Source organism: Corallococcus aberystwythensis (genome assembly GCF_003612165.1).
Classification (GTDB): Bacteria; Myxococcota; Myxococcia; order Myxococcales; family Myxococcaceae; genus Corallococcus; species Corallococcus aberystwythensis.
In genome coordinates this window covers 1-23,828 of sequence record NZ_RAWK01000018.1, presented here as the reverse complement: position 1 = coordinate 23,828, position 23,828 = coordinate 1, and the positions used below count along the sequence as shown (strand labels likewise).

Here is a 23,828-nt window from a genome sequence, read left to right as displayed (position 1 = left end):
TCCAGAGGGCCGCCTCACCCGTGGGCGGCGGGATCCAACATCCACTGCGTGTTCGTCACGTGCGCCGCGGGCAGGGACATATCGCCCGCGAGCACCCGCCGCATGGCGTCCCGCTTGCCCTCGCCCGCCACCAGCCCCAGCACCGCCCCCGCGCCCTGGAGCACGGGGAACGTCAAAGTCATCCGCCACGGCGGCGGCTTGGCGCTCTGCTCCACCGCCAGCACCCGCCGCGTGCGCTCCTGGAGGGCAGGGTGGCCGGGCATGAGGCTCGCGGTGTGGCCGTCCTCGCCCACGCCAATGAGCACCACGTCCAGCCGCGCGGGCAGCGTCTTCTCATAGTCGCGCGCGGCGGCGTCGCGGTCCGTGCGCTCGCCCTGCATGCGGAACACCTGCGTGTCCGGCAGCTTCAGCGGCTGGAGCAGCGACTCCTTCACCAGCAGGTAGTTGCTGTCCGGGTGGTCCGGCGGCACGAAGCGCTCGTCCACGAAGTACACGTCCACGCGCTCCCAGGGGAGCTGGTGGTCCGCGAGCATCCGGTACGCGGGCTTGGGCGTGTTGCCGCCCGAAAGGGCCAGGCTCACGCGGGCCTTCGTCGCGAGCGCCTTCGTCAGCTCGCGCGCCATCCAGTCCGCGGCCTCGCGGGTCAGCCGCTCCGAAGGGACGATGAGGGGCTGGCTCATAGCGTGGACCACCGCCGGCCGTTCTTCGAGGGCAGCGCGTCCGCGGCGTCGGGGCCCTTGCTGCCCTTGGCGTACGTCTGCACGGTGCCGCCCGCTTCCGTCTCCAGCGCCTGGAGGATGGGCGTGATGTAGCCCCACGCCTGCTCCACGCTGTCCTGGCGCGCGAAGAGGGTGGCGTTGCCGCGCATGCAGTCCAGCAGCAGCCGCTCGTAGGCCTCCGGCACGGGCTTCTTGAAGCTCTCCGCGTAGTCCATGTCCATGGTGACGCCGCCGATGTTCACGTCCTCGCCGGGGATCTTGGACTCGAAGGACAGCGCGATGCCTTCATGCGGCTGGATGCGCAGCGTGAGCACGTTGGGCTGGAGCCGCTGGCACGTGGCGCCGCCGCCGCTGAACAGGCCGATGGGCACCGACTTGAAGTGGATGGACACCTCCGTCAGGCGCCTCTTCAGGTTCTTGCCCGCGCGCAGGTAGAAGGGCACGCCCTGCCAGCGCCACGAGTCGATGTTCATCTTCATGGCCACGTAGGTGGGCGTGCGCGAACCCTTCTTCACGCCCTTCTCCTCCTGGTAGCCCTCGTACTGGCCCACCACCACGTGCTGGGGCACGTCGCCGCCTTCAATGGGGCGCAGCGCGCGGAAGACCTTGTTCTTCTCGTCGCGGATGTCCTCCGCGGCGAAGGACACCGGCGTCTCCATGGCGCACAGGGCCAGCACCTGGAGCAGGTGGTTCTGCACCATGTCCCGGATGACGCCCGTCTCGTCGTAGAAGCCGCCGCGGCCCTCCACGCCAATGGCCTCGGCCGCCGTGATTTCCACGTGGTCGATGTGCTGGCGGTTCCAGAGCGGCTCGAAGATGGCGTTGGCGAAGCGGAACACCAGGATGTTCTGCACCGTCTCCTTGCCCAGGTAGTGGTCGATGCGGAAGATCTGCTTCTCGTCCAGCACCGCGCCCAGCTCCTTGTTGAGCTTCTTCGCGCTCTCCAGGTCGTGGCCGAAGGGCTTCTCGATGATGAGCCGGTGCCAGGGCTTCTGGCCGGGCTGCTCCTCGCGCTTGAGCAGGTCCGCGTCCGCGAGGCTCTTGATGATCTGCGGGAACGTGGAGGCCGGCGTGGCCATGTAATAGAGCTGGTTGCCGCCCGTCTTGTGGCGCTTCGCGATGTCCTGGAGCTTCTGGCCCAGGCGCTGGAAGGCCTCCGGGTCGTCATAGCCACCAGAGGCGGTCTCGATGCTCTCCGCGAAGCGCTTCCAGGCGGCTTCGTCCAGGGGCTGCGTGCGGGCGAACTTCTTCAGGCCCTCCTTCACGTGCTCGCGGAAGGAGGCGTCCTCCAGCTTGGAGCGGCTGAAGGCGACGATGGCGAAGTGGTCCGGGAGCAGGCCGGAGCGGGCGAGCTCGAAGAGGGCGGGGAATAGTTTGCGTTCGGCCAGGTCGCCCGTGGCGCCGAAGAGGACCAGGGTGCAGGGGTCCGGGCGGCCCGCGCTGAACACCGGTTCGCCCTCACGGGGATGGGTTTCGATGTGCACTCCCTGCGCGTCCATGCGGTTCTCCCTCCAGGTTCGCCGGGCACCTTAAGGCGCTAATCTGGCGGGCCTGCAAGCGCATTGCAGGAGAATGACGCGGGCCTGACGTCTTGCCTGCCTCGAAGGTGGGGCTTCCCGCGGGCTGCCTTCCCAGGCTCCGTCGGAGAGCGCGCGGGCGGCCGGGCGTGAGCGGCTTGCTGGGAACATGGTACTCCTGGAGGCCATGACGACTTCTCCCGTGGCGCTCATCACCGGGGGCTCGCGCGGCGTGGGCCGTGCGGTCTCCCTGCGGCTGGCCCGAGCCGGCTACGACATCGTCTCCACGTACCGGCGGGACGCGGAGGCCGCGGCGTCGTTGGCGAAGGACGTGGAGGCGCTGGGACGGCGCTGCCGCACGGTCATCGCGGACCAGCTGGAGCCCGCGAGCCTCCACGGCGTCTTCGACGTCATCCAGGAGGAGTTTGGCGCGCTGGACGTGTTCGTCGCGAACGCGGCGTCCACGGTGTTCACGCCGCTGATGCAGACGAAGCTGCACCAGATGGACAAGACCTTCAACGTCACGGTGAAGAGCTTCCTCCTGGGCGCGCAGCGCTCGGTGCCGCTGATGACGGGGCGCAAGGGGCGCATCGTGGCGGTGTCCGGCATGGACTCGCGCATGCCGCTGCCGTTCCATGGCCTGCTGGGCGCGATGAAGGGCGCCATGGAGATCATGGTGAAGTACCTGGCCGCGGAGCTGACCGGCACGGGCATCCGCGTCAACGCGGTCAACCCGGGCTACATCGACACGGACTCCAGCCGCTTCTACATGGGCGACGCGTGGGACGCGCTGGAGGCGAAGGTGCAGGAACAGGTGCCCGCGGGGCACGTGGCCCACGTGGATGAGATTGCCCGCCCCATTGAGTGGCTGTGTTCGGAGGGCTCCGCGTACGTGAACGGCCAGACGCTGGTCGTGGACGGCGGTCTGGAGATCAACTACGCGATGAACTTCGCGGCGAACATGACGCCTCCGGCCTCGCGCTGAACGGACCTCTTCTCACGCATGCGCTACGTCGTCTCGCTGTGGTTCTTCGCGCTGTTCCTCGTCACCGCGCCCATCCTCTTCACGCTGGGCGCGGTGTTGTTCGTGGTGGCGTACCCGCTGGACCCCGACCGCCAGTGGCTGCACGTGCTGGTGTGCCGGTGGTGCTACGGGCTGTGGCTGCACGCCTCACCCGGCTGGCGCGTGCGGGTGGAGGGGCGGGAGCTGTTGCCCAAGGGGCCGTGCGTCTACGTCGTCAATCACCAGTCGTTCGCGGACATCCTGGCGGTGATGGGGTTGTTCACGCCGTACAAGTTCGTGGCGAAGGCGTCGCTGTTCCGCACGCCGCTGGTGGGCTGGATGATGACGCTGCTGGGCTACGTGCCCATCGTGCGCGGCAGCTCCACGTCCATGGAGCAGCTGCTGGGCCCGTGCCGCAAGTGGCTCCGCAGGGGCATCCCGGTGCTCATCTTCCCGGAGGGCACGTACTCACCGGGGGAGCTGCTGCCGTTCAAGCGCGGCGCGTTCCAGCTGGCGCTGGAGGAGCACGTGCCGGTGGTGCCGGTGCTGGTGCGCGGCACGCGGGAGCTGGTGGATGGGGACGGGCCGTGGATGAGCCCTCGTGCCACCGTGACGGTGAAGGTGATGCCAGCGCTGCCGCCGGAGAGCTTCGGGCCGGACTCCGCGGCGCTGGCCACGCACGTGCGTGAGCGGTTCGTGGAGGCGCTCGCGCGAGTGGGGTGAGGGCCGCCGTCCGGAGTAGGGTGCGGGCATGCGACGACTGTCCCTGCCCTGGCTCGTGGTCTGCCTGTCCCTACCCGTGTGGGCAGGGACTCCTGCCCTTCCCACCCCCTTGCCGGAGGCGGGCATCCCCGACCCCGCGCACCTCGTGCTGTTCGTGTCGTCGCTGAGGGTGGTGGAAGAGGGCACGGCGTCCTTCACCGTGGCGTTGTCCCGCTACCCGGGTGCGCCGCTCACCGTCACCGTGGAGCGGACGGACGGCGACGGGGACCTCACGGTGCGGGAAGGGGCGTCGCTCACGTTCGAGCCGGCCACCTGGAGCGCGCCCCAGCAGGTGGTGCTGGCGGCCGCGAGGGATGCCGACAACGAGGACGGCACGGCCACCTTCACGCTGTCCGCGCCGGGCCTGGAGCCGAGCACCGTCCTCGCGACGGAAGTGGATCAGGACCCCCTGGCTCCGGTCTTCACCACCGTGCCTGTCACCCAGGCCGTGGTGGCCCTCCCCTATCGGCTCACCGTGCACGCGCGGGGGCGGCCCGCGCCGACGTATTCCCTGCGCACCGCGCCTCCGGGCATGAACCTGGATGCGCTGGGCCACCTCACGTGGACGCCTTCCCAGCTGGGAGAGGTGGACGTAGGGGTGGTGGCGAGCAATGGGCTGCAACCCGATGCGGAGCTGTCCTTCCGGCTCGTCGTGGGGCCGGATCAGCCTCCGGTGGCGCGCATCACCGCGCCGCTCAATGGCGCCCGGCTGTCAGGGCCGCGGGCCGACTTCTCCTGTGAGTGCACCGATGACGTGGGCTGCGCGCGCGCGTGGTTCCGGGTGAATGGTTCGACGCTGGCGACCCAGGAGGGCCCGGGCCCCATCTATTCCGTGAACGACTGGGACCTCACGGGGCTCACTCCTGGAGGCCATGTCCTCCAGGTCCACGTGACGGACTCGGCGGGACACATGGTCGAGGCGGAGCCGGTCATCGTGTACGTGGACGGTCCCGGTCCGGACGCGGGAGCGGCGGTGGATGGTGGGCCCCCCGAAAATAGGGACGAAGGGGACGACATCATCGACCCCTGGAGCTGCGGCTGCGGCTCGAGCGCGCTGGCTCCGGCGGTGTGGATGGGGCTGGGCGTGCTGGGACTGCGCGCCCGGCGTCGCCGGGCCTGACGCCGGGCCGAGCGCGGCGGATGCTCAGGCGTGCTCGGAGCCGGGCAGCTCTTCGTCCAGCGTCGCTTCCGCGTGCAGCGCGGCGTTCGACGCGGGCAGCGCGGGCGCGGCCTCGGTGATGGCGCGGGTCAGGTCGTGCGGTGCGCGGAGCAACGTCTCCAGCGCGGCGGCGCTCGCGGGGACTCCGCGCTGCTCCACCTGGAGCCAGCCGCCCTTGATGCTCACGCGGCGGTGGCCCTTCAATCCCAGCAGCCGCTGACGCACGCCGGGATCCAGGATGACGGGGCGCGCTTCCGGGGACAGCCCCTCCACCTGGAAGGCCGCGTCCAGCTCCGCGTCGCCCAGCACCTCATCGCGCGGGGTGGCGGAACCGGGGAGCTTGTCCTCTGGGCGCTCGTGCTCCAGCAGCAGGTCCGGGGGCAGCGCGCCCTCCAGGTCCAGCCGCAGCACCGTCACGGTGTGGCGCTTCTTGCCGCCCACGCCGCCGCGCTTCCCCGTGGCCAGGAGCAGCGGCCGCCCCTGGTAGCGCCCCTGCACCTCCATGCGCCGTTCCGCGATGGAGAGGCCGTGTGCTTTCGCGAACGCCTCCCATGCGGCGCGCTGGCGGCGTTTGAGCTGGAACAGCGTGGCGAGGACCAGGGCGCCCAGGACGAGCAGGGACGCGAGGATGCCGAGCGGGGTGAAGACACCGGAAAGCATGGCGGCGCATTGTGCACTGGCCTCGCGATGCGTGAACCATCAATCCGATCGCGGATGCACCTCCGCGCGCCGGGCAGGCTTGCTGCATGGGGTGCGTGGACCTGCGGAAGGGACGCCGCGCGCATGCAAACGTGTGGAATCCCGTGTGCCCCGCGCTCCTTGCAGCCGGGGTGCACGGATGGCGCACGCGTCCCCACGCCGCCGGTGTGTCCTCGCGGGTGGGCTCCTCCCCGCGTGCCGGACGCCGTGGCGCGTGGGGTGGGGAGGACGGGACGCGTTGGGCAGGCCACGGATGCAAGCGCGCGGAATGACGCCCTTTTTCGACAATGTCAGAGGGGGCGGGTAAGGGAGCGAGGGCTCGCCGCTTGGAGTCGGGGACGGGACCGGGGGAGGCTGCCCGGCCCGCATCGGCCACCAGGCCACGAGGGAGGGTGAACGCCGGATGCGCCTGCTGCACACGTCGGACTGGCACCTGGGCCACACGCTGTATGACGTCTCACGCGAAGCGGAGCACGCCGCGTTCCTGACGTGGCTGTTGGACACGCTGGAGTCCCAGGAGGTGGATGCGCTCCTGGTGGCAGGGGACATCTTCGACACGGCCAACCCCAGCGCGGAGGCGCAGGCGGCCTGGTACCACTTCATCGCGAGGGCCCGTCGCACGCTGCCGAAGCTGGACGTGGTGGTGGTGGGCGGCAACCACGACTCGGCCGCGCGGCTGGACGCGCCGGATCCGCTGTTCCACGCCCTGGGCGTGCGCGTGGTGGGAGGCCTGCCGCGCCATCGCGGTGCACTGGAGCTGGAGCGGCTGGTGGTGCCGGTGCACGACGCGCGCGGGAAGGTGGGCGCGTGGGTGGCGGCGGTGCCGTACCTGCGGCCCTCGGACCTGCCGTCGGTGCCGGACGCGGAAGGCGACCGGTTGGTGGAGGGCGTGCGCTCCGTGTACGCGGACGTGCTGGAGGGCGCGCGCCGGCGGCGCAGGTCCGGGCAGGCGCTGGTGGCCATGGGCCATTGCTACATGACGAACTCGGAGCTGTCGGAGCTGAGCGAGCGGAAGATTCTCGGCGGCAACCAGCACGCGCTGCCGGTGGACCTGTTCCCGGAGGACGTCGCGTACGCGGCGCTGGGACACCTGCACAAGGCGCAGCGCGTGGGTGGCCGCGAGGGCGTGCGCTACAGCGGCTCCCCGTTGCCGCTGTCGCTGTCGGAAGCGCACTACCGGCACCAGGTGCTGGTGCTGGACGTGGAGGACGGGGCGCTCACGCAGGTGCGTCCGCTGCCGGTGCCTCGCACCACGGACATGATGCGGGTGCCGGCCCGGGACGCGGCGCCGCTGCCGGAGGTGCTGGAGCTGCTCGCGGCGCTGCCCGCGTACGAGGCGGCAGCGCCGGAGTCGATGCGGCCGTACCTGGAGGTCTGCGTGTCGCTGCCCCGCCCGGAGCCGGCGCTGCGCCACAAGGTGGAGAAGGCGCTGGAGGGCCGCGCGGCGCGGCTGGTGAAGCTGACGCCCTTCTACACGGGCACCGGTGGCGCGCTGGCGGACGTGCGGCCGGGGCTGTCCCTGCGTGAGCGCACGCCGGAGGACGTGTTCCTCGCCCGCTACGCGCGGGACTTCAAGGAGGCTCCGGCGCCGGGGTTGCTGGAGTCGTTCCACACGCTGCTCACGCAGGTGCAGGAGGACGCGTCGTGAAGATTCTCGCGATTCGCGGCAGCAACCTCACGAGCTTCGCGGGGGACTTCGCGCTGGAGCTGGACCGGCCGCCGCTGGACCGGCTGGGGCTGTTCGCCATCTCTGGCGCGACGGGGGCGGGGAAGAGCACGCTGCTGGATGCGCTGTGCCTGGCGCTGTTCGACCGCACGCCCCGGCTGGGCGGGCCCAGCAAGGTGCTGGTGGGCCGGGCGGACGAGGACGAGGAAGCGCGGCTGTCCGCCTACGACGTGCGCGGCATGCTGCGGCGCGGGGCGGGCAAGGGCCACGCGGAGGTGGACTTCCTGGGCAAGGACGGGCGGCGCTACCGGGCGCGGTGGAACGTGTGGCGTGCGCGCGAGCGCGCGGAAGGGCGCTTCCGGCCGCAGGAGCTGAGCCTGACGGATGTGGCCTCGGGACAGCTGTTCGGCCGCACCAAGGGCGAGGTGCTCCAGGCGATTCAGGAGCGGCTGGGTCTGTCGTTTGATCAGTTCCGGCGCTCGGCGCTGCTGGCGCAGGGGGAGTTCGCGGCGTTCCTGCGCGCGGACGCGAACGAGCGCGCGGAGCTGCTGGAGCGGATGACGGGCACGGAGGTGTACAGCCGGGTGTCCATCGCGGCCCACGAGAAGAACGCGAAGGAGCAGGAGGAGCTGAAGCGCCTGTCGCTGGGGCTCGCGGCCATCGCGCTGATGTCGGACGCGGACCGCGAGGGCGCGCGCGCCCAGCTGGGCGAGGAGGAGGCGGCGCGGGTCCGCGAGGAGACGCGGCTGCGTGAAGCGGAAGCGGCCCGGTCCTGGTACGCGCAACGCGCGGAGTTCCTGGGGCAGGAGCAGCAGGCCGGGAGCGCGGTGGCGAAGGCGGAGGCGGAGCGGGAGGCGGCGGCGCCCCGCGAGGCGCTGCTGGAGTCGGTGCGCGCGGCGGAGGGCTTCCGCGCGGTGGTGTCCGCGGTGGAGGCCGCGGAGCAGGGCTGCGTGAGGGCGGAGGCCGAGCAGCTGGAGCGGGCCTCGCGGGCGGAAGCGGCGCTCGCGGCGGCGGCGGCGCAGCGGCAGGTGCGGATGCAGGCGGAGGCTGCTCGGGCGGCGGCGCTGGACGCGGAGGCGTCGGTGCGTCCGGCGCTGGAGGAGGCCGCGACGCTGGACACGCGCCGCGCGGAGGCGGAGCGCGAGGCCCGTGAGGCCGCGGAGCTGGCGAAGCAGTCGAAGGCCGCGGAAGCGACGGCGCGCGAGGCGCTGGCGCTGGTGCAGGCGGCGGAAGTGAAGGCCCAGGCGCTGGTGGACGCGGCCGAGGCCTGGCGTGCGTCGCATGCGAGCTGGGAACCCCTGGCCACGGAGTGGTCCCGCTGGCAGCGCGAGCTGGAGCGCTTCGCGGGGGCGCTGAAGGAGGAGCAGGCGGCGGGCGCGGACGTGGACCGCCTGGGGAAGGACGCGGACCGGCTGGGCAACGAGGCCCAGGCGCGCCGTGAGGAGCACCAGGGCGCGGTCGAGTCCGAAGCCCAGGCGCAGGCCCTGGCGACGCACGCGGAGGCCGCGCTGGGCGAGGACGGCGGCGCGGCACGGCGGGCGCTCCGGGAAACGCTGCTGGCGCGGCAGGACGCGCTGGGGGCCCTGGCGCTCGCGGGTGAAGGCGCTCGGGTGGAGGGCACGGCGGAAGGTGACGCCGCGGCGGAGGTGAAGCGGCACCGCGAGGCTTCGCTGCGCGCGGCGGAGGAGGCGAAGGACGCGGCGTCGCGGCGGGTGACCCAGGAGGCGATGCTCCACGAAGCGCGCCGTGCGCAGTCGCGCGCGGAGGCGACGCAGGGCCTGGCTTCGCACCGGGCCGCGCTGCACGAAGGGGATCCGTGTCCGCTGTGCGGTGCGCTCGAACATCCGTATGCCCGCGAGGGTTCCGCGCTGGAGGGGCTGGTCGCGGAGGCCGCGGCCCGGGTGCTGGAGTTGGAGTCGGCGCGAGATGCCGCGGCGAAGCAGGAGGGCGCGGCGAGCGTACGGCAGGCGACCGCGGACACGGCCGCGACCCAGGCCGAAGCCCGGCGGGACACGGCGGCCCGCAAGCGCACGACGCATCGCGAGTCCTGGCGCGCGGCGCGCGAACGGTGGACCCGTGCCGTGCTCCCGGGTGAGGACTCGGCAAGTTCGGCCGATGCGAAGGCGTCATCAAGAGGCGAGAAGGCGCGCACCGCGTCGGATGCAGGCGCCAGTGCCACGAACGCGGAAGCTCCGCGGTCCCTCTCCGCCAATGCCTCGCCTCCCGAGGACGCGGAGGCCCCCGCCGCCCAGGCGTGGATCCGCGCGGCCCAGGAGGACGTGAGCGTCCGGCTCGCGACCCTTCGTGAAGAAGAAGCTTCCGCGGAAGCCCGGGCCAGCGCCGCTCGCGATGCCCGCACCCTGCTGGAGACCCGGCGCACCCGACGCGAAGGTGCAACCGATGCCTTGCGCAAGGCCGAGGACGCCTGGTCCCGCGCGGCGCAGTCCCACCGGGAGGCGCTCCTGCGCCGGGATACCGCTCGCGATGCCCGCGAGCGCGCCCTCACCGAAGTGTCCCCTCCCTTCGCCAGCGAGACGGCCCCCTGGAAGGAAAAGCTCGCGGAGGACCCCGCGCGCTTCCAGAGCCGGTGCTTCGACCGTGTGACGAAGTGGCGCGAAAAGCTCGCGGAGCTGGATGCCTCACGCAGGCGCCTGGAGGAAGAACAGGGCCGCCGCGCCCGCGAAGAGGACCGCCTCAAGGACCGCCACGAGGACGCGCAGACCGCTGGCCACCGCGCGAGCCTCAAGGACGCTGCCTTCCAGGATGCCTCCAAGGCGCGCGCCCGGCTGCTCCACGGACGGTCCACGCAGGAGGTGCGCGCGGAGCTCCAGGCGCGGCTCGACGCCGCCCAGGCCACCTACGAGCGCGCTCGCGAGGACTCCGAAGCCCTCCAGCAGGCGGAGAAGGTGGCCACCGCCCGCGCCGAGGACGCCGTGCGCCTGCGCACCGAGGCCGCCCGCGTGCTCGACAGCGCCCAGGCCGTCCTCGCGGAGCGCCTCGCCGGCCATGGCACCACCCTGGAGGAGCTCAAGGCCCTGCTGTCCCGCGGCGCCGCCTGGTGCGACGCGGAGGCCCGCGCGCTCAATGCCCTGCGCGAGTCCGTGGCCCAGGCCCGCGCCGTCCTGGTGGAGCGCCGCGAGCGCCGCGTCCGGCATGAGGCCTCGGGGCTGCCCGCGCTCGCGGAAGCGGACGTCGCGGACCTCTGCGAACGACTGCGCACCGACGTGGAGGTGCGCCGCCGCGCGGAGGCACTTCTGCGCGCGAAGCTGGACACCGACGACGCCGCCCGCGCGCGCCATGGCGCGGAGGCCCGGGCCCTGGAGCTGCGCCGCGGCGAGGCGGAGGTGTGGAAGACGCTGGGCGACCTCATCGGTTCGCACGACGGAAAGAAGTTCAAGGTCTTCGCCCAGAGCCTCACCCTGGACGCGCTGCTCCTGCACGCCAACGCGCACCTGCGCGAGCTGGCGCGCCGCTACCGCCTGGAGCGCGTGCCCGGCCATGACCTGGACCTCCAGGTGGTGGACGGCGACATGGGCGACGAGGTCCGCAGCGTGGCCAGCCTCTCCGGCGGAGAGAGCTTCCTCGTGTCGCTGGCGCTCGCGCTGGGCCTCGCTTCGCTGTCGTCGGAGACGACGCAGGTGGAGACCCTCTTCATCGACGAGGGCTTCGGCACCCTGGATCCGGAGACGCTGGAGGTCGCGCTGGCCACGCTCGACGCGCTCCAGGCCACCGGCCGCCAGGTGGGCATCATCTCCCACGTCAGCGGGCTCGCCGAGCGCATCGGCGTGCAGGTGCGCGTGGTGAAGCAGGGCGGTGGCCGCAGCAGGCTCGTCGTCGAAGGCGACGCGGGAATCGTCGTTCCCGCGGATCAGCAGGTGGCGTGACGCTTGGGGCCGGGGACCCGCGGCCCCGGCCTTTCAGCCCGTCACCGGCTCCGCGCCCATCAGCCCGCGCACCACCGCGGCCACGGCCAGCGGTGTCGCCACGCGGTCGTCGCTCAGCGCCGCCAGCGCCCGCGCGAACTGCTCCGCCGAGGAGAAGCGCTGCGACGGGTGCGGCGCGAGCGCCCGGTCCAGCACCAGCGCCAGCGGATCCGACACCGCCGGTGCCACCATGCGCACGGGCGTCACCCGCAGGCCCCGGATGGACGCCTCCACCTCCTCGGCCGTCCCGTCCGCGTAGGGTGACTCCAACGACAGCAGCTCGTACAGCAGCACCGCCGCCGCCCACAGGTCCACCGCCACGGAGACCTCGCCCGCCAGGAGCTCCGGCGAGCGGTAGTTCTGCTTGCCCACCCGGCGCAGGTCCACCGCCACGCCCGCGCGCGAGCGGGCCACGCCGAAGTCCGCCAGCTTCACCTCGCCGCCGCGCGACAGCAGCACGTTGTGCGGGGACACGTCGCAGTGCACCACCGCCAGCGGCAGGCCCTTGGAGTTGGTGGCCTTGTGCGCGTACGCCAGCGCCTCCAGCACGTGGCGCACCATCATCACGGAGATGTCGATGGGCAGCTCGATGCGCCGGCGCCGGCACTGCGCCAGCACCCGCCCCAGGTCCGTGCCGTCCACCAGCTCCAGCGCCAGGTAGGGCCCGTCCGCCAGCTCGCCGTACTCCCGGAAGCCCACGATGTGCGGGTGGTCCAGGCACCGCGCCAGCTCCGCCTCGTGCAGCAGTTGCTCGCGCGCCTCCGCGTCCCTCGCGCGCTCCGGCCGCACGCGCTTGAGGGCCACCTCCTCGCCCGCCAGCGGCCCCTGGATCATCCGCGCGCGGAACACCTCCGCGTTGCCGCCGCGCCCCAGCCGCGACAGCAGGTGGAAGCGGCCCAGGTCACGCGGCCACTCCGGCGTCCGGCCTTCCTCCAGCGTCACGCCTTCTCCCCCACCAGACTCGCCAGGTAACCGTCCAGCGTCGCCGAGAAGGTGGCGTCGTCGCTCAGGAAGGCCAACCCCACGCCTCCCGTGTACGGCGCGTCCACCACGTGCACCACCAGCGCCTCGCCCTGCAGCCGCTGACCGTTGGGCAGCTTCACGTCCACGGTGACGACGCTGTCCTGCGGCGGGCGGTGCGCCGTGCGCACGAAGAGGCCCCCGTTGCTGATGTTCAGCGCGTGCTCGCGCACGAAGTCCAGCTCCGTGCGGAACTCCATCTCCAGCTTCACGGCGAAGCGGCGGGCGCGGCGCGGCGGCTCGTCTGGCGAGGCCGGTTCGGACGGATCAGCATCGGTCGCGCGGTATGACTCGCCTTCGCTCGTGGTGCGAGCGACCGGCGGCGCGGGCGGTGCTTCGGCGGGCGGCGTGGCCTGGGGCGCGGACGTGGACGTGGACGTGGACGCAGCGGGCAGGGGACCTCGCGCGGACAGGGCCTCCAGGTGCTGCCGCAATTCCTGCGCTGCCTGCTCGCGTTCATGGCCCGCGAACGGCGTGCCGCCAGCGAGCGTGCGCGAGCGCAGCGCGTCCCGCTCCGCCTTGGGCAGCCGCCACAACTCCACGAACGTGCCGCCGCTCTTGCGCACCTCCTCGCCCAGCCGCTCCACCGCCGCGCGCGGATAGCCGGGCACCTCCACCTTCACCTCCAGCGCGCCGGCCTCGTCGCGAAACGCCACCACGAGCTGCATCGACTGCGCGGACGGCAGGAGCGCGCCCAGGCCTTCCACCACGGCTGCCGCCTGCTCAGGCGAAGCCGCTCCCCCCCATACCGCCGCAAGACCGAAGACAGGCACGGGCGGAAGATAACCGAGCACTCCTGGCCCCCGTAAAGACAGTGCAGCCGGAAACAGGCGACAGCGGTGAACGTCGAGTGGACGAATCGTGATGCGCCCTCGTCCCCAGGGCGTACCTACATCGGCATCGGGAGCACATCCCTCTATGCTGCCGGTGTTCTCCGTAACCCCCCTTTCCGGAGTGCAGACCCCGTATGCGCAATTGGATCCGACTCTTCTCCGGCACGCTGCTCGCCGCCACGCTCATGGCGGGCTGTGGTGGCACCGACCCGGAGCCCGACGCTGGCACTGAACCCAACCCCCCCACCGACGCGGGCCCCGACAGCGGCACCGACGCGGGCTTCGACGCGGGCTACGTGGAGGACGCGGGCGTCATCATCGACCCCGACCCCGACCCCGGCCAGGTCCCCACCAACCCGTATGACTCGGCCAACGCCACGAAGGACTCGGACTGCGACGGCCTGACGGACCAGGAGGAGTACTCCACGGTCTACACCGGTGGCCTGAAGACGAACCCCGGCCTGCGCGACACCGACGGCGACGGCATCCGCGACGGCGTGGAGGTGGGCCGCACGACCAGTGTCAACACTGCCGAGAACTGCACCTTCCGCGCGGACCAGGACACCACCACGCGCACCTCGCCGGTGAAGGCGGACACGGACGAGGACGGGCTGCCGGACGGCCTGGAGGACGCCAACCGCAACGGCAAGCGCGACCTCACGGAGACGGACCCCAACACCGCGGACTCGGACGGCGACGGCATCGCCGACGGCGTGGAGGACGCGAACAAGAACGGCTCGGTGAGCCCCGGTGAGACGGATCCGCGCCTGCGCGACACCGACGGCGACGGCCTGCCGGACGGCCTGGAGAAGCAGACGGGCACGGACCCGCTCAAGCCCGACACCGACGGCGACACCTGCTCGGACGGCGCCGAGGACACGAACAAGAACGGCAAGCATGACCCGGGTGAGAACAACCCGCGCGTGGCGGACTGCGCCGCGTCCGTGCCCGACGCGGACTTCGACGGCATCCCCGACTCCGTCGAGGTCGCCACCGGCACCGACAAGAACAAGGCCGACACGGACGGCGACGGCGTGGCGGACGGCGTGGAGGACTCGAACAAGAACGGCCGCGTGGAGCCCGGTGAGACGGATCCGCGCCTGACGGACACCGACTGCGACGGGCTCCAGGACGGCGCCGGCCGCAACGGCTTCCTCGGGGAGGACCCCAACTCCAACGGCCAGGTGGACCCCGGCGAGACGGACCCCACCAACCCGGACACCGACGGCGACGGTCTGCTCGACGGCGTGGAGCGTGGCGTGGCCACGGCCACGGCCCCGCGCAACGACTGCGGCTACGCAGGCGACGCGGACCCCACGACGACGACGGACCCCAACAAGGCGGACTCCGACGGCGACGGCATCCCCGACGGCGCGGAGGACTCCAACCAGAACGGCCGCGTGGACCCGGGTGAGCTCAACCCGAAGGACCCCAAGGACGGCGCCGCCAGCACGCCCGCCGGCCAGGCGTGCAGCACGCAGAACCTGCGCACGGTGACGTTCAAGGAGGACAGCGGCGCGGACGTGCGGCTCGCGCTGCCCAACACCTTCAAGAACGCCAACCTGGTCAACCTCACGGCCAACAATCAGACCGTGGGCGTGATGGGCTGGGACGACGCGAAGCAGGTGACGTTCATCGCGTACAAGCGCGGCAAGGTGGGCACCTCCACCACGCCCTCGGGTGACGAGTCGGCCATCCGCGCCGGGACGCCGCTGCTGGCGCCCGCGGACGTGGAGTTCACGCAGACGTTCACCACCTGGGACGGCTTCCCCGCGGCGGTCTCCCGCTACGCGCTCGCCGGCACGACGGACCTGAAGGCGTTCACCACCTCGCTGGCGCGGCAGCTGGCGCCCTCCAGCCAGGGCGACCTCACCGGCTCGGCGGGCATCAACGGCCCGTTCAAGATCCAGGCGCAGTACGTGCACCGCTCCGACGCGAGCGTGGTGGTCATCCTCGCCATCACCCCGGCCGCCCGCTACAACGAGGCGGGCAGCCTCTTCACCACGGCGGACACGGCGGGCGGCTCCGCGCTGGCGCAGTTCGGCGACGCGGACGCGGTGCAGTGCGAGGTCTTCACCGGCAACACCGCGGTGGTGGACTTCCTCTTCGTGGTGGACGACTCCGGCTCCATGCTGCCGTCCCAGACGTCGCTGGCGAACGCGGGCACAGCGGTGGCCAACAAGCTGGGCAACGCGACGCTGGACTGGCGCGTGGCCATGGTGACGACCAGCTACACGGTGGGCAACAGCGCCAACCGCAACGTCATCCGGCCCTTCACCACCAACATCGACCAGTTCAAGGCGTGGCTGACCCAGAACGCGGTGTGCAACAACAACGTGTGCGCGGTGAAGGGTGGCACCACCCAGGCCCCGACGTACACGCCGCTGCCCAACACCACCTGCACGGCCAACACCAACTGCTGGGTGGACCTGAAGGGTGACGGCAGCGAGCGTTCGCTGGAGGCGGCGCGCAAGGCCATCAACGACATGGCCGTGTCCACGGGCGGCCCGGAGACGAAGCTGCGTCCGGGCGCCAAGGTGGTGGTGGTCATCCTCACGGACGTGAAGGACCAGTCCACGGACACGGTGGCCAACTACACCGCCTACTTCCTCAACGGCGGCGCCACGCCCACCGCGACGAGCAACCCCACCGGCCAGCGCATCCAGGTGCACGGCATCATCTGCCCGCCGGACGGCGGCCAGTGCTACTCGGGTGAGGACAACACCAACCCGCGCCACCTGGACGTCATCCAGGCCACGGGCGGCGTGGTGGGCAGCATCCGGGACAACACCTCCATCACGAACACCATCGGCGCCATCGTGGACAGCGTCATCGCGTCCGTGGGCTACAAGACGCTCAAGCCGCCGATTGGCGCCTCGCTGAAGGTGGCGGTGGCGGAGGTGGCGGACGTCAGCAAGTGCGCCAGCGTCAACGACCTGCCGCGCAGCCGCACCAACGGCTTCGACGTGGACGGCATCAACCGCACCGTGTCCTTCTACGGCGCCTGCCGTCCGAAGGAGTCCGGCAAGACGCAGGCGGCGCTGTCGTACCGCTACTGGATTGACCGCACGGTCAAGACGGACGGCAACCCGCCGCCCTGCTCGTCCGACACGCAGTACTACGACCCGAAGGACCCGGACTACTGCAAGGGCACGCTCACCTGCAACCGCACCACGGACAAGTGCGAGTGCCCGGCGGACTGCGGTGGCACGGCGCCCCCGGGCCAGGTGTGCAACACCGACCGCGCGGTGTGTGACTTCACGTGCGCCCCGGATTGCGGCGGCACGTGCGGCACCTTCGAGACGTGCAACACGGGCACCTGCGAGTGCAGCTGCGTGCAGTCCGCGTCCTGCGCGGCGGGCTACAAGTTCGACAGCAACGCCTGCGGCTGCGTCTGCGACACGGCCGCCCTCAACTGCGGCGCCGGCTTCGGTGCGGATCCGGGCCTGTGCGCCTGCGTCTGCAAGCCGGACTGCGGCGGCTGCGCGCCGGGCTTCCAGTGCAACGTCAGCGCGTGCGTCTGCGAGAAGCCCATCGGCTAGGCCCGAAATGAAGACGCGCTCCCGGTGCCTCATGGACCGGGAGCGCGGCGGTGACTGAAGACCCGTTGCTTTGCGAAGCCCCCGCCTCCGCCACGTCCCTCCAGGGACCGCGGGCCGGGGGCTTCCTCTTGCCTCCGCTACTTCCCGGAGGGCGCGGCGGCGGCGCGGTACACGGGGTAGAGGCCCAGGCGCTCGTCCCAGGTCGGGTGGCGCTCGGCGAAGAAGCGCAGGCGGGCGCGCGGGTCCTTGGCGAAGGCAGGGTCCTTCAGGCGCTCCTGGAAGGCGGCCTTCACGGCAGGGTCCTTCGCGAGCAGCTCCCGGGCCCAGGGCTCCAGCACGTAGTCCTCGATGTATTCCTTCTGCTCGAAGTGGGCGTTGAAGAAGCCCCAGGCGAGCAGCGAGTCCGGTCCCGCGGGCTCGAAGAGGTGCGCCACCAGCTGCACGTTCTTCTGCGCCACCGGCACCCAGAGCGTCCCCAGGGGCAGGTCCTGCGTGTCCGGCTTCCACTCGCCCTTCGCGGTGAGGCCCTGGTGGCCTTCGTTGGAGCGGGCCTGGAACTGGAAGTCCTTCGAGCGGAACGACTCCACCTTCGCGGCGGGCACCGCGCGGGTGAGGCGCTGGAACTGGATGCCGTGCGCGGCCAGCTTCGGCGCGACCCACGCGGCGTGCGCGGCGGACACCAGGTAGCCGCCCGCGGGCAGCGTGGCGGTGACGGCGGGCTGCACGTCCGGCGAGTACGGCACCTTCCACGTCTGGGGCTTCGTGTCGTCGTAGCGGATCCACGGCTGGCCGGAGAGGTCAGACGCGCCGCGCTCATAGGCGTAGCCCTTGAACTCAATCGTCTCCCGCTTGGGCGTGTTCTCCCAGCCGAGCACCACCTCGCGCACCCCGCCGGCCATGGCCTTCTGGTCCTCCGCCTTCACGGCGGCCAGGAGCGCGGCGCCGTCGCGGGACACGAGGCGCAAGAGGCCCTCCAGCACGTCGCGGGTGGCCTTCACGCGCTGGGCGTAGTTCTTCCAGGAGTGGGTCTCCACGAGCACGCCGAAGCGGTGGTGGACGGACCAGTAGGCGTGGCTGAAGCGCGGCGGGGGGACGCCGTAGGCGAAGCCGCTGGTGGGGTCATCATCCTGGAGGAAGGACGGGTAGAAGCGCAGCGGCTGGTGGCCCTGGGAGGTGAGGCCGGTGAAGAGCTCGTCCACCAGCTTCGTGCCCAGCGCCCGAAGCGCGGGCGGGCCGGACTTCTGGGGCTCCAGGCCCACGGACACGTCGGGTTCGAACTTCGCGCCGTCGGTGACGTGCAGGTCCACGTAGACCAGCGGATCCCACGCGTGGAGGTACTTGAGCAGCAGCACCATCTCCGGCGCGTCCGCCTTCACGTAGTCGCGGTTCAAGTTGAGGTTCTGCCCGGTGACGCGGAAGCCCATCTCCTCCGGGCCCACCTGGTTGGGGCGGTGGTTGGCGTTGAAGCGCTCATGGCCGTCCACGTTGAAGACGGGCACGAAGACGGCGGTGACGCCCTTGAGCAGGTCCGGCACGGACGCCCGGTTCTGGAGCGCGTCGCGCAGGAGCCAGAAGCCCGCGTCCTTGCCGTCGATTTCACCCGCGTGGATGCCGCCCTGGAAGAAGACGACGGGGCGCCCCTTCCTGCGCGCGGCGTCCGCGGTGAGGGTGCCGTCCGGGCTGACGACGAGCGCCACCATGGGGCGGCCCTCCGGCGTGGTGCCCAGCGTGTCGCAGCGGGCCTTGCCGGGGAACGCCTTGGGGAAGGCGCGGCAGAGGCCTTCCGCTTCCGCGTAGCGGCCGGTGCGCTTCCAGCCACTCTGTTCGGAGAGGGTGGTGAGGGGTGGAGCCTGCGTGAGGGCCAGGGCGGCGAGGGTGGGCAGGAGCATGGCCGCTTGAGACCACAAGCTCCGCCGGCGCTCAACCGTGCCGGACGGTGTGGGTGCCGCCCACGGGCAGCACGTGCACGCGGTCGCGCGGCCAGCCCCGGCGCAGCCACTCGGCGTCCAGGCGGACGGGGGGCTCGTCCAACGGCTCGTCGGTGAGCTTGAAGGTGCCCCAGTGCATGGCGAAGAAGGCCAGCGCGCCCAGGTCCTCGAAGGCCTGCACCGCCTCCTCCGGGTTCATGTGCTGCAGCCGCATGAACCACGCCGGGTCATAGGCGCCAATGGGCAGCAGCGCCGCGTCCAGCTTGGGGAAGCGGGCGCCAATGTCCTTGAAGCCCTGGAAGTAGGCGGTGTCACCGGAGTGGTAGATGCGCGCGCTGGAGCCCTCCACCACGAAGCCGCCCCAGAGCATCTCGTTGGCGTCGTTGAGGCCGCGGCGGCTCCAGTGCTGGGCCGGCACGTAGTGCACGCGCACGGGCCCCACCTGCGTGCACTCCCACCAGTCCAGCTCATGGAAGGACAGGCCCTGGCCCTGGAACACCGGCGCGTGGCCCAGGCCGGTGACGACGCGGGCGCCCACCTGCTTGAGCGTGGGCAGGTCCAGGTGGTCGTAGTGGTTGTGGGACACGAGGCTCGCGTCGATGCGCGGCAGTTTCTCCACCGGCACGCCGGGCGGCACGTTGCGGCGGATGACGACGTTGATGGCGTCGCGCAGCACCGGGTCGATGAGCAGCGACACGCCATCCAGCTGCACCAGCCAGCTCGCATGGCCCAGCCACGTCAGGCGGGCGCCCTCGCCCGGCGCGGGCGGGGTGGCGAGCACCGCCAGGTCCGGCTCCACGTGCGGCACGACGGCGCGCGCGGGCGAGCTGCGCCGCTTGCCCACGAGCTTGTCCGTGACGGCCCACTTGAAGACGCGGGTGAAGGCCTGCGGACCGCTGCCATCCAGGTTCTTGAAGCGCATCGCCATGAGCGGCTCCCGGCAACGGGTGTTCCCCAAGGATGGGCCCGCGCCGCCTCGCGCGAGTCAGGCTCGGCCGGAGGGGAGGGGTACAAGGGGGATGCGGCATGCTGGGAGCACGCGCCCGACACGGCACGTGCCCCCACCCGCGAAGGGCACGGCCCTAGCGGGGCTCGTGCTGCGCGAGCACCTTGTCCAGTGCCGCGGCCTGCTCGCGGACGTCCGCGTCGGTGTCCTTCGCGGCCTTCACCAGGTGCGCGCGTGCCTTGGCGGTCTCCGTCTTCGCCAGCGCCATGGCCATACACAGGTTCGCCTTGGGGTGCTCCGGAGATGCCGCCAGCGCGGGCTTGAGGATGGCCTCGGCCTGGGCGTCCTCCTGCTTCTCCAGGTGATACATGGCCAGGACACAGGCCGGCTCCACCGCCGTGGGCTGCTGCCGCAGCGCCTCCTGCAGAAGCTCCGTGGCGAAGCCGCGCTGGCCGTGCCCGTCCATCGCGAATGCCATGGCGTGGAGCTCTTCCACGCTGGCGTCCCCCTGCTTCTTCGCCTGCTCCACCAGACGCTGGGCGTTCTCGAAGTTGCCGGCGCGCAGTTCCTTGATTCCTTCGGAATACGGGTAGCTTCCCACGGTGTCCTCCAGTGCACCACGCGGTGCGTTGCCATCATTCTGCGCGACTTTGGGCGGCGGGCCGCAACTTTGGGGGGGCGGTTTCCGAAAAATCGAGAAGACTTCTCCCCCGGGTACCCATGATCATCCGCAACAACCCCGTCCGCCAGCCTCAGACCTCCGGTACCGAGCCCACCGCCGCGCGTCCCGCCGGCTCCGCCGCGCGCAACGTGGTGAAGGACTCCTTCTCCTCCGGCACCGCCGCTGCCCAGCGCACGGGTGCCGTGGACAAGGCGCCCCCGGGTGACCACGGCAAGCTGATGAGCGAGTACCTCACCGGCGCGCGCCCGCCCCCGGCGGACTTCGAGAAGGTCATGGGCTACAAGCCCTACGCCATCCAGACGGCGCACGGCCAGCGCATGCAGGATCCGCACGGCTACGCCTCCGTCCCCGGCAAGATTGGCCCGGACAAGGAGTTCGACCCGGCGGCCAAGACGCACGACTACGGCTACGACCTGCTGCGTTACTACGACCGCAAGGGCACGCCGCTGAAGCCGGAGGCCCGCAAGGCCGCGGACGCGCAGTTCCGCAAGGACATGTTCGACTACGCGAACGACCAGCAGGGCACGATGGCCAAGTTCAAGTACCGCGCGTGGGCGCAGATCTACGCCACCGCGGTGGAGCTGAACTCGCGCCGGCAGAACTTCGGCCCTCCGTAGCCGCAAGGAAGGCGCATGGACGCTGAAGGGCCAGACGCAGGGCTGCCCCCGGACCGCGAGGACGTGGTGGCGGCGCTCCTGGCCCACCAGCGCCGCTTCCTGGCCTTCGTGGAGCGGCGCGTGGGCAGCCGGGCCGTCGCGGAGGACCTTCTCCAGACGGCCTTCGCCCGCACCCTGGAGAAGGGCGGGGCGCTGAAGGACGGCGAGGGCGCGGTGGCGTGGTTCTACCGCCTCTTGCGCAACGCCCTCGTGGACCACCACCGCCGGCAGGCCGCGGAAGGACGCGCGCTGGAGGTGGAGGCCCGCGACGCGGACTCCGCCACCGGGGACCTGGAGCTCAAGGGCACCGTGTGCGCGTGCCTCACGGAGCTGCTGCCCACGCTCAAGCCCGAGTACGCGGAGCTGGTGCGCCAGGTGGACCTGGAGGGGCGCGCGGTGCCGGACGTGGCGCGCGAGGTGGGCATCACCCCCAACAACGCGGGCGTGCGGCTGCACCGCGCGCGGCTCGCGCTCAAGCGTTCGCTGGAGCGCGGCTGTGGCGCGTGCGCGGCGCACGGCTGTCTGGACTGCTCCTGCAAGCCGCGCCGTTGAGGCGGCCCGCTCAGGGGCAGGTCGCCGCGTCGTCGTTCTGGTCGATGTTCACGCCCGCCACCGGGTCGCCCTGGAACACGCTCGCCGCGAGCGCGGTGGCCCGGCACGTGGGCAGCTTCGCGTTGTCCACGACGACGAAGGCCAGCGACACGCGCTCCAGCTCCGTCAGGCCGAAGTCCGCGAGCGCCGTGTTGCCCTGGAGGTTGAAGAAGTCCACCTCGCGAAGCCGCGCCAGGCCGCCCAGGCTCGTCAGCGCCGTGTTCCCCAGCACCTCCAGGGTGGTCAGCCGCGTCAGCCGGCCAAAGCCCTCCAGGGACGTCAGCGCGGGGTTGGCCACCGCGGATACCGACACCGCGTTCCGCAGGGAGGGCAGGTGGTGGACGCGCTGGAGCTTCTCATTGGCCTTCACGGCGAAGGTGTCATCCACCTGCTCCAGCGCGGGCATGTCCCCCACGCTCAGCAGTTCCTTGTTGCCCTGGACGTGGATGCGGCCCGCGTGGCGGAGGCGCTCGAACCCCGCCGTGTCCCGCAGCCGGGGGTTGCCGCCGATGATCAGCTGACCCACGGAGGTGAGCTGGCCCAGCGGGTGGAGCTCCTCCAGCACCGCGTTGCCGCTCAGCTCCAGGGTGCCGTCCACGGAGGTCAGCTGCCCCAGGCCGAAGGGGCCCGGCAGCGCGGAGTTGTTCGTCAGGCGCACCTCGCCGTGGACCTGGGACAGGTTCACGAAGGGCGTCCGGTCCAGCTGGAGGTGGTCCTCGATGATGAGCGACCCGAGGAGCACGTGGACGTAGGGCAGCACGCCGGGATCCACCAGCGCGTTGTTCGCGCGCAGGGAGATGCTGTCGTAGGGCTGCACCGCCGCCAGTCCCTCCAGCGTGGGGAGCATGGGGTTGTCCTCCACCAGGAGGCTGCGCTCGACCCTCACGAGGCCCTCCGGTGCCGTGCCCAGCGTGAGCGCATCCAGCCGGGCGTTGGAGAGCACCGCCGCGTTGCCGCCCACGTAGCGCAGGGCGGGCAGGGACAGCCGGCGCAGGCTGGCGTTGCCCCGCACCGTGAGGCTCTCCTGGATGACCGCCAGGGAGGGCAGGGACGCATCGGTGAGCGTGGGCGCGGAGATGATCAGCTCGCCCCGCAGGTGGGTGACGCCCTCGAGCGCGACCAGGTCCACGGCGCTGGTCACCACGAAGGTCCCGTCGTGCACGCGGACGGACTGACACACGTACACGGTCGTCGCGGAGCCATCGCGGTCCGGTTCACCGTCGCCGTCCTCGTCCTGGAAGGCGTCCACGCGCGTGCCCCCGCGAGCACAGTGGGGGCCCTCCGCTTCCGCCTGGTGGCGGACCTTCAGGTCGGCTGGCGCCATGCCGCAGAAGGAGTGGGTGGCTTCGACTTCGGACATCGTGAGCGCGGTGTCGCCGTCCAGGTCGAGCCCGGCCTCCAGCACGGTGCCGCCGCTGTCGTCTCCATCGCACGGCGCGGTGAAGGCCGGGAGCGGGCGCAGGCGCGACAGGACGGGAGCGGGCTCGTCGCAGGCGTACACCTCTCTGGAGATCTCCTCGTCCTCCAGCAGCCCGTTGCCGTTGGCGTCATGGCCGGCGTGTGACACCTGTCCGCCCATGGGGCACTGGGGCGTGCCCGGAAGCACCGGCCGCACGCGCAGGAGCACGTTGGCGGCCGAGGTATCGCAGACGTAGTCGGTGGCGGTGACCTCCGCGTCATCCAGCTCGCCATCCCGGTCCCGGTCCAGGCCGGACTGGACCGCGTCCCCGCCGAACTCGCAGTGCTCGCCCGGAGGCTCCGGGCGCACCCGGGTCTTCGCGTCGCGTTGGGTGAGCTCCGACAGGTCGATGGCATCACAACCGCTGACGAGAAGGGCCAGCACCGCCCCCCACGTCCCCCACATGCGTCGCATTCGATGCCCTCTCTGTTCGGCCCCCGCCCTTAGCCCTCTGGCCATACGGAGCGAGGTGTTTTTCCGGGCTGTTTCGCGGCGGGTCCGGCCCCACCAGACGCGCAAGCCCCTGGAACTCCAGGCCGCCGCTGCCGCCTCCTACAGGAGAAAGGCCCCCGCGGACAAACCCCGGCGCCCGCCTGGCGCCTCGCCTCCCGGTGGAAGGGGCGCGGGCGGCACGGCGCCGGGAGGGACTGGTTATGCATGTGTAAGAGCGCGCCGGGTGCCGCGTTGGCCCGGGGAAAGGAGGCTCCACCATGACGCATCGCC

The 23,828-nt window shown here is 71.7% G+C and carries 17 protein-coding genes; 8 read left to right on the top strand and 9 right to left on the bottom strand.

Annotated features, from left to right (window positions below; all coding sequences use genetic code 11):
* Nucleotides 1-14: 14 nt before the first annotated feature.
* Together pgl and zwf are read right to left on the bottom strand one after the other, a co-directional pair.
* On the bottom strand, nucleotides 15-680 hold the full coding sequence (gene pgl, locus D7W81_RS04805; protein WP_120554121.1) for a 6-phosphogluconolactonase: 666 nt from the start codon (nucleotides 678-680) through the stop codon (nucleotides 15-17).
* Nucleotides 677-2,218, bottom strand: a complete 1,542-nt coding sequence (zwf, locus tag D7W81_RS04800) for a glucose-6-phosphate dehydrogenase (protein ID WP_120554120.1) — start codon at nucleotides 2,216-2,218, stop codon at nucleotides 677-679. Before zwf ends, pgl begins: the two co-directional genes overlap by 4 nt.
* A 205-nt stretch (nucleotides 2,219-2,423) precedes the next feature.
* Here zwf and D7W81_RS04795 point away from each other — a divergent pair, with 205 nt between their 5' ends.
* From D7W81_RS04795 to D7W81_RS04785, 3 genes are read left to right on the top strand one after another with little or no spacing between them, the layout of a single operon-like run.
* Entirely contained in the window at nucleotides 2,424-3,221 is a 798-nt protein-coding gene (locus D7W81_RS04795) for an SDR family NAD(P)-dependent oxidoreductase (RefSeq protein WP_244226969.1), read from the top strand.
* Nucleotides 3,222-3,239: 18 nt separating this feature from the next.
* Nucleotides 3,240-3,962, top strand: coding sequence for a lysophospholipid acyltransferase family protein (locus tag D7W81_RS04790; protein ID WP_120554118.1), 723 nt, complete (start codon nucleotides 3,240-3,242; stop codon nucleotides 3,960-3,962).
* Between the two features lie 28 nt (nucleotides 3,963-3,990).
* Nucleotides 3,991-5,121, top strand: a complete 1,131-nt coding sequence (locus D7W81_RS04785; RefSeq protein WP_147445342.1) for an Ig-like domain-containing protein — start codon at nucleotides 3,991-3,993, stop codon at nucleotides 5,119-5,121.
* Between the two features lie 24 nt (nucleotides 5,122-5,145).
* Here D7W81_RS04785 and D7W81_RS04780 read toward each other — a convergent pair whose 3' ends face one another.
* On the bottom strand, nucleotides 5,146-5,820 hold the full coding sequence (locus tag D7W81_RS04780; protein ID WP_120554116.1) for a hypothetical protein: 675 nt from the start codon (nucleotides 5,818-5,820) through the stop codon (nucleotides 5,146-5,148).
* 442 nt (nucleotides 5,821-6,262) lie between these two features.
* On the opposite strand from D7W81_RS04780, the gene D7W81_RS04775 reads away from it, so the two are divergent.
* Together D7W81_RS04775 and D7W81_RS04770 are read left to right on the top strand one after the other, a co-directional pair.
* Entirely contained in the window at nucleotides 6,263-7,507 is a 1,245-nt protein-coding gene (locus D7W81_RS04775) for an exonuclease SbcCD subunit D (protein ID WP_120554115.1), read from the top strand.
* Entirely contained in the window at nucleotides 7,504-11,409 is a 3,906-nt protein-coding gene (locus D7W81_RS04770; RefSeq protein WP_120554114.1) for an AAA family ATPase, read from the top strand. Before D7W81_RS04775 ends, D7W81_RS04770 begins: the two co-directional genes overlap by 4 nt.
* 33 nt (nucleotides 11,410-11,442) lie before the next feature.
* Here D7W81_RS04770 and D7W81_RS04765 read toward each other — a convergent pair whose 3' ends face one another.
* Both D7W81_RS04765 and D7W81_RS04760 read right to left on the bottom strand, forming a co-directional pair.
* Nucleotides 11,443-12,390: a serine/threonine-protein kinase gene (locus D7W81_RS04765; RefSeq protein WP_208721164.1), complete on the bottom strand. Its 948-nt coding sequence runs from the start codon at nucleotides 12,388-12,390 to the stop codon at nucleotides 11,443-11,445.
* Complete coding sequence (locus tag D7W81_RS04760; protein ID WP_244226971.1) at nucleotides 12,387-13,175, bottom strand: TIGR02266 family protein; 789 nt, start codon at nucleotides 13,173-13,175, stop codon at nucleotides 12,387-12,389. The genes D7W81_RS04765 and D7W81_RS04760 overlap by 4 nt, the downstream gene beginning before the upstream one ends.
* Before the next feature lie 260 nt (nucleotides 13,176-13,435).
* Here D7W81_RS04760 and cglD point away from each other — a divergent pair, with 260 nt between their 5' ends.
* Nucleotides 13,436-16,843: an adventurous gliding motility lipoprotein CglD gene (gene cglD, locus D7W81_RS04755; RefSeq protein ID WP_120554112.1), complete on the top strand. Its 3,408-nt coding sequence runs from the start codon at nucleotides 13,436-13,438 to the stop codon at nucleotides 16,841-16,843.
* A 137-nt stretch (nucleotides 16,844-16,980) separates the two neighbouring features.
* Here cglD and D7W81_RS04750 read toward each other — a convergent pair whose 3' ends face one another.
* The 3 genes from D7W81_RS04750 to D7W81_RS04740 all read right to left on the bottom strand — a co-directional run bounded on the left by D7W81_RS04750 (nucleotide 16,981) and on the right by D7W81_RS04740 (nucleotide 20,318).
* Nucleotides 16,981-18,732 (bottom strand): M14 family zinc carboxypeptidase, encoded by a 1,752-nt coding sequence (locus D7W81_RS04750; RefSeq protein WP_120554111.1) that lies wholly within the window; start codon nucleotides 18,730-18,732, stop codon nucleotides 16,981-16,983.
* A 31-nt stretch (nucleotides 18,733-18,763) separates the two neighbouring features.
* Nucleotides 18,764-19,699 (bottom strand): MBL fold metallo-hydrolase, encoded by a 936-nt coding sequence (locus tag D7W81_RS04745; protein WP_120554110.1) that lies wholly within the window; start codon nucleotides 19,697-19,699, stop codon nucleotides 18,764-18,766.
* 154 nt (nucleotides 19,700-19,853) lie between these two features.
* Complete coding sequence (locus D7W81_RS04740) at nucleotides 19,854-20,318, bottom strand: hypothetical protein (RefSeq protein WP_120554109.1); 465 nt, start codon at nucleotides 20,316-20,318, stop codon at nucleotides 19,854-19,856.
* 119 nt (nucleotides 20,319-20,437) lie between these two features.
* Between D7W81_RS04740 and D7W81_RS04735 the strand changes: the two genes are divergently transcribed.
* Entirely contained in the window at nucleotides 20,438-21,016 is a 579-nt protein-coding gene (locus tag D7W81_RS04735) for a phospholipase A2 family protein (RefSeq protein WP_120554108.1), read from the top strand.
* A gap of 15 nt (nucleotides 21,017-21,031) precedes the next feature.
* Entirely contained in the window at nucleotides 21,032-21,607 is a 576-nt protein-coding gene (locus D7W81_RS04730) for an RNA polymerase sigma factor (protein WP_120554107.1), read from the top strand.
* Between the two features lie 10 nt (nucleotides 21,608-21,617).
* Here the strand turns inward: D7W81_RS04730 and D7W81_RS04725 are convergent, their stop codons facing one another.
* A complete protein-coding gene (locus D7W81_RS04725) occupies nucleotides 21,618-23,519 on the bottom strand; it encodes a DUF7151 family protein (RefSeq protein ID WP_147445341.1) in 1,902 nt (633 codons plus the stop codon).
* Between the last annotated feature and the right edge of the window lie 309 nt (nucleotides 23,520-23,828).

Excerpts from the sequence above, each read along its gene's own strand:
- D7W81_RS04735 (WP_120554108.1), top strand. The coding sequence starts at position 20,438 with ATGATCATCCGCAACAACCCCGTCCGCCAGCCTCAGACCTCCGGTACC.
- D7W81_RS04745 (WP_120554110.1), bottom strand. The coding sequence starts at position 19,699 with ATGGCGATGCGCTTCAAGAACCTGGATGGCAGCGGTCCGCAGGCCTTC.
- D7W81_RS04730 (WP_120554107.1), top strand. The coding sequence starts at position 21,032 with ATGGACGCTGAAGGGCCAGACGCAGGGCTGCCCCCGGACCGCGAGGAC.
- D7W81_RS04790 (WP_120554118.1), top strand. The coding sequence starts at position 3,240 with ATGCGCTACGTCGTCTCGCTGTGGTTCTTCGCGCTGTTCCTCGTCACC.
- pgl (WP_120554121.1), bottom strand. The coding sequence starts at position 680 with ATGAGCCAGCCCCTCATCGTCCCTTCGGAGCGGCTGACCCGCGAGGCC.
- D7W81_RS04780 (WP_120554116.1), bottom strand. The coding sequence starts at position 5,820 with ATGCTTTCCGGTGTCTTCACCCCGCTCGGCATCCTCGCGTCCCTGCTC.
- zwf (WP_120554120.1), bottom strand. The coding sequence starts at position 2,218 with ATGGACGCGCAGGGAGTGCACATCGAAACCCATCCCCGTGAGGGCGAA.
- D7W81_RS04750 (WP_120554111.1), bottom strand. The coding sequence starts at position 18,732 with ATGCTCCTGCCCACCCTCGCCGCCCTGGCCCTCACGCAGGCTCCACCC.
- D7W81_RS04725 (WP_147445341.1), bottom strand. The coding sequence starts at position 23,519 with ATGCGACGCATGTGGGGGACGTGGGGGGCGGTGCTGGCCCTTCTCGTC.
- D7W81_RS04785 (WP_147445342.1), top strand. The coding sequence starts at position 3,991 with ATGCGACGACTGTCCCTGCCCTGGCTCGTGGTCTGCCTGTCCCTACCC.
- cglD (WP_120554112.1), top strand. The coding sequence starts at position 13,436 with ATGCGCAATTGGATCCGACTCTTCTCCGGCACGCTGCTCGCCGCCACG.
- D7W81_RS04775 (WP_120554115.1), top strand. The coding sequence starts at position 6,263 with ATGCGCCTGCTGCACACGTCGGACTGGCACCTGGGCCACACGCTGTAT.
- D7W81_RS04795 (WP_244226969.1), top strand. The coding sequence starts at position 2,424 with ATGACGACTTCTCCCGTGGCGCTCATCACCGGGGGCTCGCGCGGCGTG.